12 protein-coding genes and 1 pseudogene are annotated in these 16,315 nt (G+C 69.8%); 7 read left to right on the top strand and 6 right to left on the bottom strand.

Translation table 11 applies throughout. From position 1 onward, the window contains the following. Window positions 1–10 precede the first annotated feature (10 nt). The 4 genes from ACIOHC_RS33905 to ACIOHC_RS33890 form a co-directional block, all read right to left on the bottom strand. Window positions 11–739 carry an ABC transporter permease gene (locus ACIOHC_RS33905; protein WP_401845303.1) on the bottom strand — a complete coding sequence of 243 codons (729 nt, stop codon included), beginning with the start codon at window positions 737–739 and terminating at the stop codon, window positions 11–13. A 34-nt stretch (window positions 740–773) separates the two neighbouring features. Further along, window positions 774–1,502, bottom strand: coding sequence for an ABC transporter permease (locus tag ACIOHC_RS33900; RefSeq protein WP_351086625.1), 729 nt, complete (start codon window positions 1,500–1,502; stop codon window positions 774–776). A 250-nt stretch (window positions 1,503–1,752) separates the two neighbouring features. Then, complete coding sequence (locus ACIOHC_RS33895; protein ID WP_351086623.1) at window positions 1,753–2,727, bottom strand: ABC transporter ATP-binding protein; 975 nt, start codon at window positions 2,725–2,727, stop codon at window positions 1,753–1,755. 157 nt (window positions 2,728–2,884) lie between these two features. Then, complete coding sequence (locus tag ACIOHC_RS33890) at window positions 2,885–4,168, bottom strand: NYN domain-containing protein (RefSeq protein ID WP_401845302.1); 1,284 nt, start codon at window positions 4,166–4,168, stop codon at window positions 2,885–2,887. Between the two features lie 224 nt (window positions 4,169–4,392). Here ACIOHC_RS33890 and ACIOHC_RS33885 point away from each other — a divergent pair, with 224 nt between their 5' ends. After that, the gene (locus ACIOHC_RS33885; protein WP_351085416.1) at window positions 4,393–4,572 is read left to right on the top strand and encodes a hypothetical protein; all 180 of its coding nucleotides are present in this window, start codon (window positions 4,393–4,395) and stop codon (window positions 4,570–4,572) included. A gap of 101 nt (window positions 4,573–4,673) precedes the next feature. On the opposite strand, the gene dnaE is transcribed toward ACIOHC_RS33885, so the two are convergent. Further along, window positions 4,674–8,213, bottom strand: a complete 3,540-nt coding sequence (gene dnaE, locus ACIOHC_RS33880) for a DNA polymerase III subunit alpha (RefSeq protein ID WP_351085414.1) — start codon at window positions 8,211–8,213, stop codon at window positions 4,674–4,676. A 220-nt stretch (window positions 8,214–8,433) separates the two neighbouring features. Between dnaE and ACIOHC_RS33875 the strand changes: the two genes are divergently transcribed. The 5 genes and pseudogenes from ACIOHC_RS33875 to ACIOHC_RS33855 all read left to right on the top strand — a co-directional run bounded on the left by ACIOHC_RS33875 (window position 8,434) and on the right by ACIOHC_RS33855 (window position 14,503). Then, window positions 8,434–9,759 carry a DUF2252 domain-containing protein gene (locus tag ACIOHC_RS33875; RefSeq protein ID WP_351085413.1) on the top strand — a complete coding sequence of 442 codons (1,326 nt, stop codon included), beginning with the start codon at window positions 8,434–8,436 and terminating at the stop codon, window positions 9,757–9,759. 70 nt (window positions 9,760–9,829) lie between these two features. Further along, window positions 9,830–10,552 (top strand): hypothetical protein, encoded by a 723-nt coding sequence (locus ACIOHC_RS33870; RefSeq protein WP_365690229.1) that lies wholly within the window; start codon window positions 9,830–9,832, stop codon window positions 10,550–10,552. 49 nt (window positions 10,553–10,601) lie between these two features. Further along, window positions 10,602–11,417 (top strand): DsbA family protein, encoded by an 816-nt coding sequence (locus ACIOHC_RS33865; RefSeq protein ID WP_351085409.1) that lies wholly within the window; start codon window positions 10,602–10,604, stop codon window positions 11,415–11,417. 130 nt (window positions 11,418–11,547) lie between these two features. Next, a pseudogene (locus ACIOHC_RS33860) lies at window positions 11,548–13,219 on the top strand (alkaline phosphatase D family protein). Between the two features lie 315 nt (window positions 13,220–13,534). After that, window positions 13,535–14,503: a zinc metalloprotease gene (locus ACIOHC_RS33855; protein WP_351085405.1), complete on the top strand. Its 969-nt coding sequence runs from the start codon at window positions 13,535–13,537 to the stop codon at window positions 14,501–14,503. 49 nt (window positions 14,504–14,552) lie between these two features. Here ACIOHC_RS33855 and ACIOHC_RS33850 read toward each other — a convergent pair whose 3' ends face one another. Continuing rightward, the gene (locus ACIOHC_RS33850) at window positions 14,553–15,131 is read right to left on the bottom strand and encodes a dienelactone hydrolase family protein (protein WP_401845359.1); all 579 of its coding nucleotides are present in this window, start codon (window positions 15,129–15,131) and stop codon (window positions 14,553–14,555) included. A gap of 37 nt (window positions 15,132–15,168) precedes the next feature. Between ACIOHC_RS33850 and ACIOHC_RS33845 the strand changes: the two genes are divergently transcribed. After that, a complete protein-coding gene (locus ACIOHC_RS33845; protein ID WP_351085420.1) occupies window positions 15,169–16,293 on the top strand; it encodes a mechanosensitive ion channel domain-containing protein in 1,125 nt (374 codons plus the stop codon). Window positions 16,294–16,315 lie beyond the last annotated feature (22 nt).

Raw genomic sequence — 16,315 nt, 5'->3', positions numbered from 1 at the left:
CCCGGACCGGCTAGGACCCGTCCGGCGGCACGCCCGCACCCGGAGCGGCGGGGCCCGCAGCGGGCCCCGCGCCCGGCACGGGCCCACCCGCGGACCACCCCGGAAACGCGCCCCACTCCGGTTCCGGATCCCGCGGCCCGAACAGCGCCGTCAACCCGAGATGAACCGCCATCGCCCCCAGCGACCACACGAGCAACGCGGCCCCCTTCGCCCGCAGCCGAAGCGGTGCGTCGAAGACCACGCCCTTGCCGACCGCCCGCGCGTGCGCGACCACGTCCTGGTTCGGCCCGAGCCATACGCCCAGCCGCCAGGCGACCAGCGAACCGAGCAGTCCGCCCAGCGCCAGCCCCACCACCAGGGCGATCCCGCCACGCCGCTGGAACCAGAAGACCAGCGCCGCGGAGACCGCACCGCATGCCAGCGCGAGGAGCACGAACGTGCCGTCGGCACCGATCGCCTCCTCGCCCTCGCTGTCACTCAGGTAGACGGCCGTGCCGTCGGAGATCAGCGGGACCTTCGGAGCCAGCCACGCCCAGAGGAGTCCGAGCACGACACCCGAGACGGTCACGAGCAGGGTGATGGCAGCGGCCCGCCGCAGATCCGACCGGCGGTCGTTCTCCCCCTCGGACTCCGCCAGGACGCCGGGGCCGCCGGGACCACCGGACCCACCCCATTTCGGCGGGGTCTGCCAGGGGTCGTTGGACGAGGGCTGGTGGGGCGGTGTCAGAGGTGCGGTCACCGTGCCATCGTGCCAGGCGTACCTGTGCCGCGCCTCACCGGACCGCTGCCCTGCGGTACGCCCAGGCGGCCGCGGCCAGCGACAGGACACCGACGACGGCGCAGACTGCGAGGTCCAGTGCGACGACCGCCCAGTCCGGGTGGACGTCGAAGGACCGGGAGAGCGCCTCCACACCGTAGGTCGAGGGAAGCAGATCACGGGCCCAGCCGATCGGCGCGGGCAGCCGGTCGGCCGGCAGGACGCCGAGCAGCAGCGCCGCCGACATGCCCAGCTGCCCGAGCAGCGTGGCCAGCTCCTGTCGGGGCGCGAGCAGCCCCAACGCCGCGCCGAGCCCGGAGAGCGCCGCCCCGGAGAGCGGGATGACGGCGACGAGCACCCACAGATGCGTCAGCGGCAGCCCGAACAGCACGCTCCCCGCCACGGCCGTGACGATCGTGCCGGGCACGGTGAAGGAGGCGTACGCCCCGGCCGCACCGAGCACCACCGCGGCGGGCGGCACGGGCAGCGTGGCGTAGTGGTCGAGCCCACCGCCCGCACGGAGCTGCCCGAAGTACTGGGCTAGCAGGTTGAGCGCGACGAAGGCCACCACGAGGACGCTGGATCCCGCGACGACGGCCCGCGCCTCGGAGCCGCCGTCGACGACCCCGCGCATCAGCACCATGATCCCCACGGACTGGAAGGTCGCGACGAAGAGCAGCGGGATACGGGCGACCCTGGCCCTGGACAGCTGGGCACGGTAGACGGCCGCGAGCGACGGGAACAGCCGGGCCCGCGGAGCGAGCGGTGCGGGGGCCGCCCCGTCGTGTCCGGGACCGTCGCCGACGGCACGGCCGTCCTCGGCGGTCCGGACGGGTCCGGTCACCGCCTGCGCGGGAACGATGCTCGTCACCTGGCGCTGCTCCTCTTCGCTCCCTGCCCGGCCACGCACACGCACCCGGCCGCCGCTCCCGTCCCGGCCAGGCACCCGGCCGCCCCGCGCCTCCCAGGCGTCCCGGTCGCCCCGCGCGTCCCGCTCATGACTTCACCAGCCCCATGGTCGCGTCCCCGCCGAGCGCGAGATAGACGTCCTCCAGACTGGGTGTCGCCAGCGTGAAGTCGTCGAGTGCGGCGAAGGCCGCGCCGCCGGTCACCGCGGCGACCGCCGCCCTTGCCTCGTCGGGGCCGAGCCGCAGCACCCAGCGCCGCCCGGACTCCTGGGCCGAGCCACGCAGCGCGGCCACCTCGGGCACCTCCAGGGGCGCGCCTTCGCGCCACACCAGCTCGACCCGGACGTCGCCGGCGACCCGTTCCTTGAGTCCGGTCGGCGTGTCGCAGGCGATGACCCTGCCGCGTTCGATCACGGCGACCCGGTCGAGGACCGTCTCGGCCTCGATGACGTTGTGGGTGACGAGCAGCACCGTGGTGCCGCGCTCGGCCCGGCGGCGGTCCACGGCGGCCCAGACGGCGCGCCGCGCGACGGGGTCCATCCCGGTCGTCGGCTCGTCCAGCACCAGCACCGACCGCTCGCCGACCAGCACGGCGGCGAAGCAGGCCAGCCGCCGCTGCCCGCCGGAAAGCTTCTTCAGGGGGCGCCCCGCGATCTCGGCGAGGCCGAGTTCGTCGAGTACGGCGTCGCGTTCGGCGCGGGCCTCCCGTGCCGCGAGGCCGCGCAGGCGTCCGGTGGTCTCGGCGGCGAGCGACACGGTCAGTTCGTCGAGGGCGGTGGACTCCTGCCCGAGGTACCCGATCAGCCGGGAGGCGCGTTCGGGATGGCGGACGAGATCGTGGCCCAGCACGTCGACGCTGCCGGAGTCGGGCCGCATCAGCCCGGTGAGCTGTCGTACCAGGGTGGACTTCCCCGCGCCGTTGGGTCCGAGGAGCCCGAAGATCTCGCCGCGCCGCACTTCCAGGCTGATCCCGTCGGTGGCGCGCACCTCGGGGGTGGCGGGTGCCCCGCGGCGACTGCGGGCGGCGGGATAGGTCTTGACCAGATCCCGCACCACGCACACGGTCCCCGTCGCCGTCTGCGCCTGTGCTGTGCCCGTACTCACGAGGTACGAGAGTACGGGGTCGGATGCCCCGGATCGCGCTCGGGGCCGTGCCGGTCGGGCATCGACGCCGCATTTCGCCGGACGGGGATGCCCGACCGGCGGGCCGGCCGCCCCGTCAGTCGCCGGACGGACTCGTCCGCTCCGCCGACGGAGCGTGTACCGCCGCGGCCCGTACATCGATCTCCCGCCAGAACCCCGCGCGGATCGCATAGCGGTCGTGCTCGTCGATCTGGTCGTCCTTGTGGGCGAGCAGGCCGAACCGTGCCGCGTACCGCAGCAGTTCGCCGTCGATGCGGTGCGGGATGCGCGGATACATGGTCGACAGCTTCTGCAGATGGGTGTTGTCCGGCAGCCGCTCCATCCAGCGGCGGGCGAAGACCTGACCCACCTCGAAGGGGTCGCCGCCGACGGTGGTGATGTCCTCCTCGCGGTCCGCCCAGCGCTGCTCGGCGCTGGTGACCTGAGCCAGCGTCGGGAGGGACGCGGTCTCGGCGGGTTCGCCCAGCGGTCCGCCGCGCTCCGTCCAGCCCTTGTCGGAGGACCAGCGCAGGGTCGCGTTGGCGGGCGAGGGCTGAGGGGACTGCTGGGCCGGCTGGGTGCCGGGGCCGCGCAGGGTGCCTGCCAGGTCCTTGGGGGTGGGGACAACCCTTCCGCCGGGGCCCGGCCGGTCGGCGGCGGGGCTCTCCTCGGGCGGTGGGGCGGCGCTGTCGGCGGCGTCCGCCGCCCGGGCCTCCGAGGCCCGCTCGGCGGAGGCTGCGAGGGCCGCCTCGGGCAGTGGTGCGGAGAGGATCGCGGCGATCTCCGGGCGGGGCGCGGGCGGCGGGGCGCAGACGCCGCCGATGTCCTTGGCCTGTACGGCCTGGGTGATCCAGGCCCGGTCGAGCACCCTGCGTTCGTCGGCCTCGGCGACCAGGTCCTCGGACTGGTTGTAGTCGCCGTCGGCGGCCTGGACGGCCCACAGATGGACGGCGACGCCGTGTTCCTTGGCGGACATCAGGCCGGGCAGCAGATCACCGTCCCCGGTCACCAGCACCACGTCGGAGCAGGCCCGGTTCCTGGCCAGTTCGGTGAGTTCGGCGTGCATCGCGGCGTCGACGCCCTTCTGCGCCCAGCGCCCGTCGCTACGGGTGAGAGCGCCGAGCCGGACGGTCACCCGGGGCATCACACGCAGCCTGCGATGCTCGGGCTGCGGTACCCGGTCGGGGGCGCCGTCGAACCAGTAGATCCGCAGCAGCGGCTGCTGCGTGTCGGCCTCGGCCAGCTCGCGCAGGCCCCGGATGAGGGCCGCGTGGTCGACGGTGATGCGGGAACGGGCGGGCTCTCCGGCCAGCAGGCTCGCGGCCGCGCCCAGCAAGTAGCCGGCGTCCACCAGGACGACGCAACGGTCCACGCGTTCCACCCTCTTCCAGAAGTTCGGGTGTGGTCTTTGCCAAGGGTTTCCTTCGAGTCTGCCCGACCACGCAGAGGTTGACGGCCGGAACTCGATCATCGGCGTGGCGGATCCGGAAAACGGCGCATGATACCCGATCACTACGCACGGTAATGATCCAACATGCATGCTTTACACCCTTATGTGAATCTGAACGCGGTCCTGGCCCCGAGAGTCCCCACAGGAGGAACACCATGGCCAAGAACAAGAACCGCAAGCAGGGCAGCCGGCAGAACCGTGCGACCAATCCGGAGCACGGTGCGGAAGAGAACAAGTCGACCGCGTACGAGTCGCAGATACAGCCTCAGTCGCAGGCCCAGGGCAGCCCTGCTGATGTTGCCCGTAAGCACCAGCGGCGCTTCGGCCACAACTGACCGGGGGCATCGCCGGCCCCGGCCGGACAGCGGCCGGATGCCCGAGAGGGGCGCTCCCGCTTTCGCGAGGCGCCCCTCTCGTATGTCAGCGGTGAACCGGCTCAGCCGGCCAGGCAGGACGGACCGAGCAGCACCTTCAGGTCGCCGAAGAGCGCCGGATCGGGCTTCACCCGGTGCCGGTCGAGCCGGAGCACCGTGGTCTTGCGGGGGCCCTGGAGCTTGATCCGCACCTCGGTGTCTCCCCGGTGGTTGCTGAGGACCTCGCCGAGGCGGCTGACCATGGGCGGGGTGATCTTGACCGTGGGGATGGTCAGGACCACGGGGGCGTTGGTGCCGGCCGACGAGATGTCGGGGACCTGCATCTCCATGGCGACGAGGCGGGGCACGTCCTCGCGCTTGTCGAGGCGTCCCTTGACGAAGACGACGGTGTCCTCGACGAGCTGGGTGGAGACCAGTTGGTACGTGGCGGGGAAGAACATGCACTCGATGGAACCGGCCAGGTCCTCGACCGTGGCGATGGCCCAGGCATTGCCCTGCTTGGTCATCTTCCGCTGGAGACCCGAGATGATGCCGCCCACGGTGACGATCGCACCGTCGGCGTGCTCCCCGCCGGTCAGCTGGGAGATCGAGGAGTCGGCCTTGTCGGACAGCACGTGCTCCAGGCCGAAGAGCGGATGGTCGGAGACGTACAGGCCGAGCATCTCGCGCTCCTGCGCCAGCAGGTAGGACTTCTCCCACTCGATGTCGGAGAACTCCACGTCGAGCCCGAAGCCCGGCTCGTCGCTCTCCTCCTCGCCCATCCCGCCGAAGAGGTCGAACTGCCCCTCGGCCTCCTTGCGCTTGACCTGCACCACGTTGTCGATCATCGGCTCGTGGTGGGCGACCAGCCCCTTGCGGGTGTGACCCATCTCGTCGAAGGCGCCGGCCTTGATCAGTGATTCGACGGTGCGCTTGTTGCAGACGACCGCCTCGACCTTGTCCAGGAAGTCGGGGAAGCTGCTGTACTTCCCCTTCGCCTTGCGGCACCTGATGATCGAGTCGACGACGTTCTGGCCCACGTTGCGGACGGCCGTGAGGCCGAAGAGGATCACGTCGTCGCCCTGTGCGGCGAAGTTCGACAGGGACTCGTTGACATTGGGCGGCAGCACCTTGATGCCCATGCGACGGCACTCGTTGAGATAGACCGCCGACTTGTCCTTGTCGTCCTTGACCGAGGTCAGCAGAGCCGCCATGTACTCGGCCGGGTAGTTCGCCTTCAGATACGCGGTCCAGTAGGTGACCAGGCCGTACGCGGAGGAGTGGGCCTTGTTGAACGCGTATCCGGCGAACGGCACCAGGACGTCCCAGAGCGCCTGGATCGCCGCGTCCGAGTAGCCGTTCTTCTTGGCGCCCTCCTGGAAGAGGACGAAGTTCTTCGCCAGTTCCTCGGGCTTCTTCTTGCCCATCACGCGGCGCAGGATGTCGGCCTCGCCGAGCGAGTAGCCCGCGATGATCTGGGCGGCCTTCTGCACCTGCTCCTGGTAGACGATCAATCCGTAGGTCAGGCCGAGCGTCTCCTTGAGCGGCTCCTCCAGCTCCGGGTGGATCGGCGTGATCTCCTGCCGGGCGTTCTTGCGCTCGGCGTAGTTCGTGTGCGAGTTCATGCCCATCGGGCCCGGCCGGTACAGGGCCGAGACGGCGGAGATGTCCTCGAAGTTGTCGGGCTGCATCTGGCGCAGCAGCGAACGCATCGGGCCGCCGTCGAACTGGAACACGCCGAGCGTGTCGCCGCGGCAGAGCAGTTCGTACGTCTTCGGGTCGTCCAGCGGGAGGCTGAGCAGGTCCAGCTTGACGCCCTTGTTGGACTCCACCATCTTGACGGCGTCGTCCATGATGGTGAGGTTGCGCAGGCCGAGGAAGTCCATCTTCAGCAGGCCGAGCGACTCGCACTGCGGGTAGTCCCACTGCGTGATGGTGACGCCGTCGGTGTGCCGCACCCAGACCGGGGCATGGTCGACGATCGGCTCGCTGGACATGATCACGCCCGCGGCGTGCACACCCATCTGCCTCACCAGGCCCTCGACACCCTTCGCCGTGTCGATGACCTTCTTCACGTCCGGCTCGTTCTCGTACATCCCCCGGATCTCGCCCGCCTCGCTGTAGCGCGGGTGCTTGGGGTCGGTGATGCCGTTGAGGTCGATGCCCTTGCCGAGGACGTCGGCGGGCATGGCCTTGGTGAGCCGGTCCCCCATCGCGTACGGGTAGCCGAGGACGCGGGCGGAGTCCTTGATGGCGTTCTTGGCCTTGATCTTGCCGTACGTGCCGATCATGGCGACCTTGTCGGCGCCGTACTTCTCCGTCACGTACCTGATCACTTCGACGCGCCGACGCTCGTCGAAGTCGATGTCGACATCGGGCATGGAGACGCGCTCGGGGTTGAGGAACCGCTCGAAGATCAGCCCGTGCTCGATGGGATCGAGGTCGGTGATCCCCATCGCGTACGCGACGATCGAACCGGCCGCCGAGCCGCGGCCGGGGCCGACCGCGATGCCGTTGTTCTTCGCCCACATGATGAAGTCCGCGACCACCAGGAAGTACCCCGGGAACCCCATCTGGATGATGACGTCCATCTCGTACTCGGCCTGCTTCTGCCGGTCCTCGGGGACTCCGCCCGGGAAGCGCCGGTTCATGCCGACCCGGACTTCCTCCTGGAACCAGGTGATCTCCGTGTAGCCGTCCGGGATGTCGAACTTCGGCATCAGGTCGCGCTTCTCGAACATCCCGGCGGTGTCGATCTGCTGCGCGACCAGCAGCGTGTTGGCGCAGCCCTCCTGCCAGGCGTCGGAGGAGTCGACGGCGTACATCTCGTCGGTGGTCTTGAGGTAGTAGCCGGTGCCGTCGAAGCGGAAGCGGTCCGGGTCGGAGAGGTTCTTGCCGGTCTGGATGCAGAGCAGCGCGTCGTGCGCGGCCGCCTCGTGGGCGTAGGTGTAGTGCGAGTCGTTGGTCACCAGCGGCGGGATGTTCAGCTTCTTGCCGATTTCGAGGAGCCCGTCACGGACCCGTCGCTCGATCTCGATGCCGTGGTCCATCAGCTCCAGGAAGTACTTGCCCTCTCCGAAGATGTCCTTGTAGTCCGAGGCCGCCTGGACCGCCTCGTCGAACTGACCGAGCCGCAGCCGTGTCTGCAGCTCGCCCGAGGGACAGCCGGTCGAGGCGATCAGCCCCTCGGACCACTGGGCGATGGTCTCCTTGTCCATACGCGGCCACTTCTGCAGCCAGCCCTCCGCGTACGCGTCCGACGACAGCCGGAAGAGGTTGTGCAGCCCCGTCGAGTTCGCCGCCCAGATCGTCTTGTGGGTGTAACCGCCCGAACCCGAGACGTCGTCGCGCTTCTGGTGCGGCTGCCCCCACTGGATCTTCCTCTTGTGCTTGCGCGACTCCGGCGCGACATACGCCTCGATCCCGATGATCGGCGTCACCCCCGCCTTCTGCGCCGAATGGAAGAAGTCGTACGCACCGTGCAGATTGCCGTGGTCCGTCATCGCGATATGCGACATGCCCATTTCATTGCACGCGTTGAACATGTCCTTGAGCCGCGCGGCACCGTCCAGCAGCGAGTACTGGGTGTGGACGTGAAGGTGCGTGAAGGGCGGCTTGGTCACGGCGTCGGGCCTCCGATGGGCAAGTGCGGCGCGAAGCGCCTCGTCGAGGGGTGGTGGTCGGGCGACGGGTGGGGCGTGGACTGACTGGGGGGACAGCGTGGAAGTCTACGTCTCCGAGCCGGTGATCGACGGGGCACTCCCGGGTGCGGTCGCGCGTTGGAGGGGCTGAGAAGCCCGTCCCCTTTGTTCATGCACGTCAGGCAGCAGGAGGCACCTACAGATGTCGGAAGCGCAGACCGGCGCGGCGCAGCGCGGGGAGCAGATTCTTGAGGTCTTCGACACGGCGTTCGGGGATCTGCTGGCCGCCGATCCGGCTGCCTTCCGGGTCAAGTTCCGCAAGATGGCGGGCTCGGCGTTCGCCTTCTACCGGGGCACGGCGTGCCTGTTCTACGACGACCTGGAGCGGGAGCGGCACGGCGGCCCGTATCTGGACGAGCGGACCGGCCGGGTGTGGATCCACGGCGATCTCCACGCGGAGAACTTCGGCACGTACATGGACGCCAACGGCCGGCTGATCTTCAATGTGAACGACTTCGACGAGGCGTACGTCGGCCCGTTCACCTGGGACCTCAAGCGGTTCGCCGCCTCCGTCGCGCTGATGGGGTACGCGAAGGCGCTGGGCGACGACCAGATCAGCGAGCTGGTCCGGATCTACGCGGCGGCCTACCGCGAGCGGATCCACGCACTGGCGACGGGCGCCAAGAACGACGAGGTACCCCCCTTCACCCTGGACACGGCCGAGGGCCCGCTGCTGGACGCGCTGCGCGACGCCCGGTCGCTGACCCGGTTCTCGCTGCTGGACTCGATGACGGAGATCCGGGACTTCGAGCGCCGGTTCGCGGCCGGCGGCGGCTCGATCGATCTGGACGCGGCGGCGCGCTACAAGGTGCTGGCCGCCTTCGACGGCTATCTGGAGACGCTGCCGGAGTCGAGCCTGACCCGCCCCGACTCCTACCGGGTGAAGGATGTCGTCGGCCGTCGCGGCATCGGCATCGGTTCGGCCGGGCTGCCCTCCTACAACATCCTCCTGGAGGGCAACAGCGACGCCCTGGAGAACGATGTGGTGATCTATCTCAAGCAGGCGCAGACCCCGGCCGTCTCCCGGCACATCACCGACGCGGCCGTGCGCGACTACTTCCGGCACGAGGGTCACCGCACGGTCATCTCGCAGCGCGCCCTGCAGGCGCACGCCGACCCGTGGCTGGGCTGGACCGAGCTGGACGGGGCCGGACAGCTGGTCGCCGAGGTGTCCCCGTACGCGGTCGACCTGGACTGGTCCGACATCGACGAGCCGGAGGAGATCGCCGCGGTCGTCGCCGACCTCGGCCGGGCGACGGCGACGATGCACTCCGCGGCGGACGACGAGAGCGGCCACTCGCTGGTGCCGTTCTCCACGGAGCGGGCGATCGACGCGGCGATCGCGGCGGACGAGGAGGGCTTCGCCGACCTGCTGGTGGACTTCGCCCACGGCTACGGCGCCAGGGCCCGCGCCGACCACCAGATCTTCGTCGATCTCTTCCGCAACGGCCGGATTCCGGGGCTGTAGGACCCTCGCGCGCAACCGATCGCGCCCCTTCGGGGAACGCCTACAGGTTCGCATGCGACACTCCTCGACGATGGACATATCCGGGACGCAGCTCAGAGTCGTTCGCGCGGCGCTTTTCACGGCGCTCGTCGTGACGCTCTCCTCCGCGTCCCATGTGCTGCTCTCCCGGGTCGCACTGCCGCTGAACGTCGTCGCGCTGCTGGCCGTTGCGGTCTTCGCCGTGGCGTACGCGCTGGCCGGCCGGGAGCGCGGCTTCGGGTCGATCGCCGGGCTGCTGATCCCGCTGGAGCTGGCCGCCGACACCGTCTTCACCACCGGCCAGCACCTCTGTTACGGCGCGGCGGGCGGCCCGATCGCGGGCCCGCTGCGCTCGGTCGGCGTCGATGTGCTGTGCGGCGGCGGTGCCATCGGCGCCGGTGCGACCCGGGTCGGTGACGTCGGCACCCCGCTCGCCTCGGTGACCGGCGCCGGACACACGACGGCCGCGCTGCTGGCCTCCCCAGGTCCCGCGGTGCCGTGGCTGCTGCTCGCCGCCCATGTGACGGTCGGGCTGCTCGCCGCGGCCTGGCTGCGGCGCGGCGAGTCGGCGCTCGCCGGCCTGCTGCGCGCGGCGGCGGTCCTGGCGTTCCGGCCGCTGCTGATCGCGGTCGCCGTGGTGGGTACGGCCCGCCGCTCCCCGCGACGCGAGGCGCGCCCCGCCGGACGTGGCCCGCACCCGCTCGCACCCGCCCGTCTGCTCGTGCACTCCGTGGGACGGAGGGGACCGCCGCGCTCGGCCTGCGCCATCGCCTGAGCACGCACGTCCCCGACGACGTACCACCCACACCCATGGAGAAACGAACATGAGCAAGCGCAACAGCCAGGCCAACAAGGCGGCGGCCCGCGAGCGTCTGCGCGCCGAGCGCGAGCGCCAGGCCAAGAAGGACAAGGCCCGCAGGCAGATCATCGTCGGCGTCTCGGTCGTCGGTGTGCTGGCGATCGTGGGCGCGGGCACCTGGGGTGTCATGCAGCTGAACAAGCCGTCCCACTGGGAGGCGGCCAAGGACGCGAAGAACGTGACGGCGCCCAAGAACACCTCGGGCGAGAACGGCACGACCGTCGTCATCGGCAAGTCGACCGCCAAGAAGACCCTGGAGCTGTACGAGGACTCGCGCTGCCCGATCTGCGCCACGTTCGAGCAGACCATCGGCGAGACGGTGCACAAGGACGTCGACGCCGGGAAGTACAAGGTCAAGTACATCGGCGCCACGTTCATCGACAACGCCTCCAACGGCGAGGGCTCGAAGAACGCGCTGAGCGCGCTCGGCGCGGCGCTCAACGTCAGCCCGGAGGCCTTCCTCGACTACAAGTACGCGCTCTACTCCGCGAAGTACCACCCGGAGGAGACCGACGACAAGTTCAAGGACGACGCTTATCTGATCAAGATCGCCGACACGGTGGACGCGCTGAAGGGCAACAAGGACTTCCAGAAGGACGTCGAGGACGGAACGTACGACAGCTGGGCGATGAAGATGTCCGCGGCGTTCGACAAGAGCGGTGTGAGGGGCACCCCGACGCTGAAGATGGACGGCAAGACGCTCACCGACGGCAAGAGCGAGAACGCACCGATGACGGTGGCCGACTTCAACACCGCGATCGACAAGGCGCTGAAGGGCTAGGGCCCCCGACGGACAGGGCCGGACGGGCCCCGTCCGAGCGGCGAACCTCCGGCTGCGGCTCTCCGGCGGGCAGGCGAACTTCCTTCGTTCGCCTGCCCGTTCACCATACCGGTCAGTAGGGTTCTGCTGCGTGACCAGTCGACACGATTCTTCGCCGCTCTCCGCCCCCAGCCGCCGCACGGTCGTCAAGGCCGCTGCCGCCGGCGCCGTCATGGCCCCCGTGCTGGGTGCCGCCACCACCGCGCGTGCCGCGGACGGACCCGCCTTCCTGCACGGTGTCGCCTCCGGCGACCCTCTGCCCGACGGCATACTCCTGTGGACCCGGATCACCCCGACCCCCGACCCCCGACGCCGTGCCCGGCTCCGGCCGTGGCGCCGATACGGCGGTGCGCTGGGAGGTCGCCGAGGACAAGGAGTTCGCCCGGGTCGTCGCGCGGGGTTCCACCGTCGCGAGTGCCGCGTCCGACCACACCGTCAAGGCCGATGTACGGGGGCTGGTCCCGGCCACCGCGTACTGGTTCCGCTTCTGGGCGGGCGACGACGGTACGCGGACCTGGTCGCCGACGGGCCGCACCCGCACCGCGCCCGCGGCCGGGGCGGCCACGCCCGGTGTGCGCTTCGGGGTGGTCTCGTGCGCCAACTGGGAGGCCGGGTTCTTCTCCCCGTACCGGCATCTCGCCGCCCGCGCCGACCTCGACGCGGTGCTGCACCTCGGCGACTACATCTACGAGTACGCCTCGGGCAGTTACCCGGCCGCGAAGTACGTCGTACGGCCGCACGAGCCGAGGCACGAGATCCTCACTCTCGCCGACTACCGCACCCGGCACGGCAACTACAAGACGGACACCGACCTCCAGGCGCTGCACGCCGCCCACCCGGTGATCGCGATCTGGGACGACCACGAGTTCGCCAACGACGCCTGGTCGGGCGGGGCCGAGAACCACACGCCGGGCACGGAGGGCGCCTGGGCCGACCGGGTCGCGGGCGCCAAGCAGGCGTACTTCGAGTGGATGCCGGTCCGCGCCTCCACCGAGGGCACCGTCTACCGACGGCTGCGCTTCGGCAACCTGGCCGATCTCCACCTCCTCGACCTGCGCAGCTTCCGCTCCCAGCAGTCGACGATCGGCAACGGCTCGGTCGACGACCCGGATCGCACGATCACCGGCCGGGCCCAGCTGGACTGGCTGAAGTCGGGCCTGGCCGGCTCGGACGCCACCTGGAAGCTGGTCGGCACATCGGTGATGATCTCGCCGGTCGCGTTCGGTTCCGTACCCGCGCATCTGCTGGGGCCACTGGCCGAGTTGCTGGGTCTGCCCGAGGAAGGGCTCGCCGTCAACGTCGACCAGTGGGACGGCTACACGGACGACCGCAAGGAACTGATCACGCACCTGCGGGACCGGTCGATCACCAACACGGTCTTCCTGACCGGCGACATCCACATGGCGTGGGCCAATGACGTACCGGTGAAGGCGGCGACATATCCGCTCTCGGCCTCGGCCGCCACCGAGTTCGTGATGACATCGGTGACCTCGGACAATCTGGACGACATCCTGCATGTCGCACCGGGGACCGTCTCGGTCGTCGCGAGCGCGGCGGTCAAGGCGGCCAACCGCCATGTGAAGTGGGTGGACATGGACTCGCACGGCTACGGCGTCCTCGACGTCACCGCCGAGCGCTCGCAGATGGACTACTACATGGTCTCCGACAGGACGAAGCGGGACGCGACCGCCGCCTGGACACGTTCCTACCGGACGCTCAACGGAACCCAGAAGGTCGAGCGGGTGAACCAGCCGGTGCGCTGAGGGTTCATTTTCGGCCACTCCACGCCATGTTGACGGCGTATTACATCACTACGGCGGGTGGCGTGACTCCCGACCCCAATGGGGACACACCGCCCGCCGAGGTGACGCGGGACGTTACGTCGGCGTCTCAAACTCTGGAACACACAGAATTATTTCTCCCAGTTTTCCCATTTTGCCCCATGATTCATTGGGCTTGATCGATTCTCTTCAAGATCTGACATGCGCACGTAATCTCCCGGCGGCGGGTGAGGAAATCCCTCCCCCACACGTCCACGAGGAGTCCCTGTGCGCACTCTTGCCCGTATATCGCCGCGTATGCGTAACCGTGCGATCGGCACCGCCGTCCTGGCCGGAACCCTGGCCATAGCACCGCTCTCAGCCACCGTCGGCACAGCCGCCGCGAAGACGTCGACCTCCGCGTCCGCCGCGTCCGCAGAGAAGTGCGCGAGCGGCACGAGCGCCGACGCCACCGCACGCGCGGCCCGCCCCTCGGGCACCAAGCACGTCGCGGACCCCAATGAGCTGACCGCGGCCCAGGCCAAGGCCATCGACACGCAGCTGAAGGAGAGACTCGCGGACCGCCGGGTGAGCGGCCCCACGCTCGCCGCCGGAGCGACCATCCCGGTCTACTTCCACGTCATCCACTCCGGCACCACCGGCAAGCTCACCGCGAGCGACATCAGCGGCCAGATGAACGTGCTGAACGCGGCCTACAGCGGCCAGGGCACCGGCAACACCAACTCCGGCTTCCAGTTCTCGCTGGCCGGCACCGACTACACGGACAACGCCTCCTGGTACAACCTCTCCTCGGGCTCCGCCGCGGAGAAGTCGATGAAGTCGACGCTGCGCAAGGGCGGCAAGAACGCACTCAACATCTACACCGCCAACCTCGGCGGCGGCCTGCTGGGCTGGGCCACCTTCCCCAGCTCGTACACGTCCAGCCCGAGCATGGACGGCGTCGTCATCCTGGACGCCTCGCTGCCCGGCGGGTCGGCCACCAACTACAACGAGGGCGACACCGCCACCCACGAGGTCGGCCACTGGATGGGGCTGTACCACACCTTCCAGGGCGGTTGTAACGGCAACGGCGACTACGTCGCCGATACCCCGGCCGAGGCGAGCGCGGCGTACGCCTGCCCGACCGGACGCGACACCTGCACCAGCAAGGCCGGTGTCGACCCGATCCACAACTTCATGGACTACACGTACGACTCGTGCATGTACCAGTTCACACCGGGCCAGGTGCAGCGGATGAGCGACAGCTGGACCGCCTACCGGGGCTGATCCACCGTTCGTACGAAGGGCCCCGCGGCGTGCGGGGCCCTTCGCGCGGTCACAGCGTGGCGAGGAAACCGAGCGAGACCTTCCAGGCCAGCTCGGCCGACGCCCGGTCGAAGTCGGACAGTTCGGGGTCCGTGAAGAGATGCCCCGCCCCCGGGTAGCGGTAGATCTCGACATCGGCACCGGTCCGCTGCATCTGCAGATACCAGGAGTTCAGCCAGTCGTGCGTCTCGAACGGGTCGGGGTCCGCGACGTGCAGCTGTACGGGCAGCTCGTCCACCGAGGCGTTCTCGGCGATGTCCGAGGTGCCGTGGAACAGCAGCAGACCAAGCGCCTTCTCGTCGCCGAGCGCCAGGGTCTGCGCGGTGGACGCGCCGAAGGAGAACCCGGCGTACACCAGGCCCCGGTCGGAGTAGGGCGCGGCGGCCAGCACGGCCCTCCTGAGCAGTTCGTCCTTGCCCACCTCTTCCTTGAAGGCCAGGCCCTCCTCGACGGTTTCGAAGGTGTGCCCCTCGAAGAGATCGGGCACGTGCACTTCGTGCCCGGCGGCGCGCAGCCGGTCGGCGGCAGCGTGCACCGCGGGGCGCAGACCGTACGTCGAGTGGAAAAGCATGATGTTCATGAGGCCCATGGTGCCAGCTACGGTCGAGAGCATGGGGAGCGACGGGATGGAGAGCGTGCTGCGTCCGCTGATCGTGATCGGTGGCGCGGTCGTGATCACGCTGCTGGTCGGCTGGCTGGTCGATCTGCTGCTCAGACGGTCCGACGACCGCCACCGGGAGACACCGCTGTGGGGTCTGCTGCGGCGCTGCCGGATCCCGCTCCAGCTGACCCTGTGCACGGCGCTGCTGAGGGGCACGTACACCCACACCCGGCTCGAACCGGTCGACGACCATCAGGCGGGGACCGGCCAGGTGCTGACGCTGGTGCTGATCGGCGCTTCGGCCTGGCTGGTGGTGCGGATCGCGGTGGCCGTGGTCGATTCCGTCTACGCCCGGTACGCGGCGAGCACCCGCGACCCGGCGCGGGTGCGGCGGGTCCGCACGCAGGTGACGCTGATCCAGCGGGTGGTCACGGCGATCGTGGCGACCGTCGCGGTCGGCGCGATGCTGCTGACGTTCCCGGCGATGCGGACGTTCGGCACCTCGATGCTGGCCTCGGCCGGTGTCCTCGGCATCGTCGCGGGCATCGCGGCCCAGTCGACGCTCGGCAACCTCTTCGCGGGGCTGCAGATCGCCTTCGGCGACATGGTGCGCATCGGTGACACGGTGGTGGTGGACGGCGAGTGGGGCACGATCGAGGAGATCACGCTGACCTTTCTCGCGGTACGGACCTGGGACGAGCGGCGGATCACGATGCCGGTTTCGTACTTCACCAGCAAACCGTTCGAGAACTGGTCGCGCGGCGGTGCCCAGATGACCGGCTCGGTCTTCTTCCACCTCGACCACTCGGCCCCGGTCGCCGCGATGCGCGAGCAACTGCGGGACATCCTGGGCGAGTGCGCCGCCTGGGACGGACGCAACTGGTCCCTGGCTGTCACGGACACCACACCGTCGACGATCCAGGTCCGCGCGGTGGTCACGGCGAAGGACGCGGACGACATCTGGACGGTGCGCTGCGCCGTCCGGGAGCAGCTCATCGGCTGGCTGCGCGACCACCATCCGTACGCGCTGCCACGGATCGCGACGACGCCCGCCACCCTTCCGCCCGAGGACGCGTGGCCGCACCCGTCCCACCCGACGGACGAGAAACCGGCCGACCGCGACAAGTCGCCCCGCACGGGACGCGGCTGATCCGATCCGGGTTCCCGCAGGC

The organism is Streptomyces sp. NPDC088252 (assembly GCF_044740965.1).
Lineage (GTDB): Bacteria > Actinomycetota > Actinomycetes > Streptomycetales > Streptomycetaceae > Streptomyces.
The sequence above is the reverse complement of the archived record's forward strand: the minus strand, read 5'-3'. Positions and strand labels throughout refer to the sequence as shown.

Coding starts and splice junctions, on each gene's coding strand:
- ACIOHC_RS33875 (WP_351085413.1), top strand. CDS start 8,434: ATGTCGGAAGCGCAGACCGGCGCGGCGCAGCGCGGGGAGCAGATTCTT.
- ACIOHC_RS33850 (WP_401845359.1), bottom strand. CDS start 15,131: ATGGGCCTCATGAACATCATGCTTTTCCACTCGACGTACGGTCTGCGC.
- ACIOHC_RS33855 (WP_351085405.1), top strand. CDS start 13,535: ATGCGTAACCGTGCGATCGGCACCGCCGTCCTGGCCGGAACCCTGGCC.
- ACIOHC_RS33865 (WP_351085409.1), top strand. CDS start 10,602: ATGAGCAAGCGCAACAGCCAGGCCAACAAGGCGGCGGCCCGCGAGCGT.
- ACIOHC_RS33870 (WP_365690229.1), top strand. CDS start 9,830: ATGGACATATCCGGGACGCAGCTCAGAGTCGTTCGCGCGGCGCTTTTC.
- ACIOHC_RS33885 (WP_351085416.1), top strand. CDS start 4,393: ATGGCCAAGAACAAGAACCGCAAGCAGGGCAGCCGGCAGAACCGTGCG.
- ACIOHC_RS33845 (WP_351085420.1), top strand. CDS start 15,169: ATGGAGAGCGTGCTGCGTCCGCTGATCGTGATCGGTGGCGCGGTCGTG.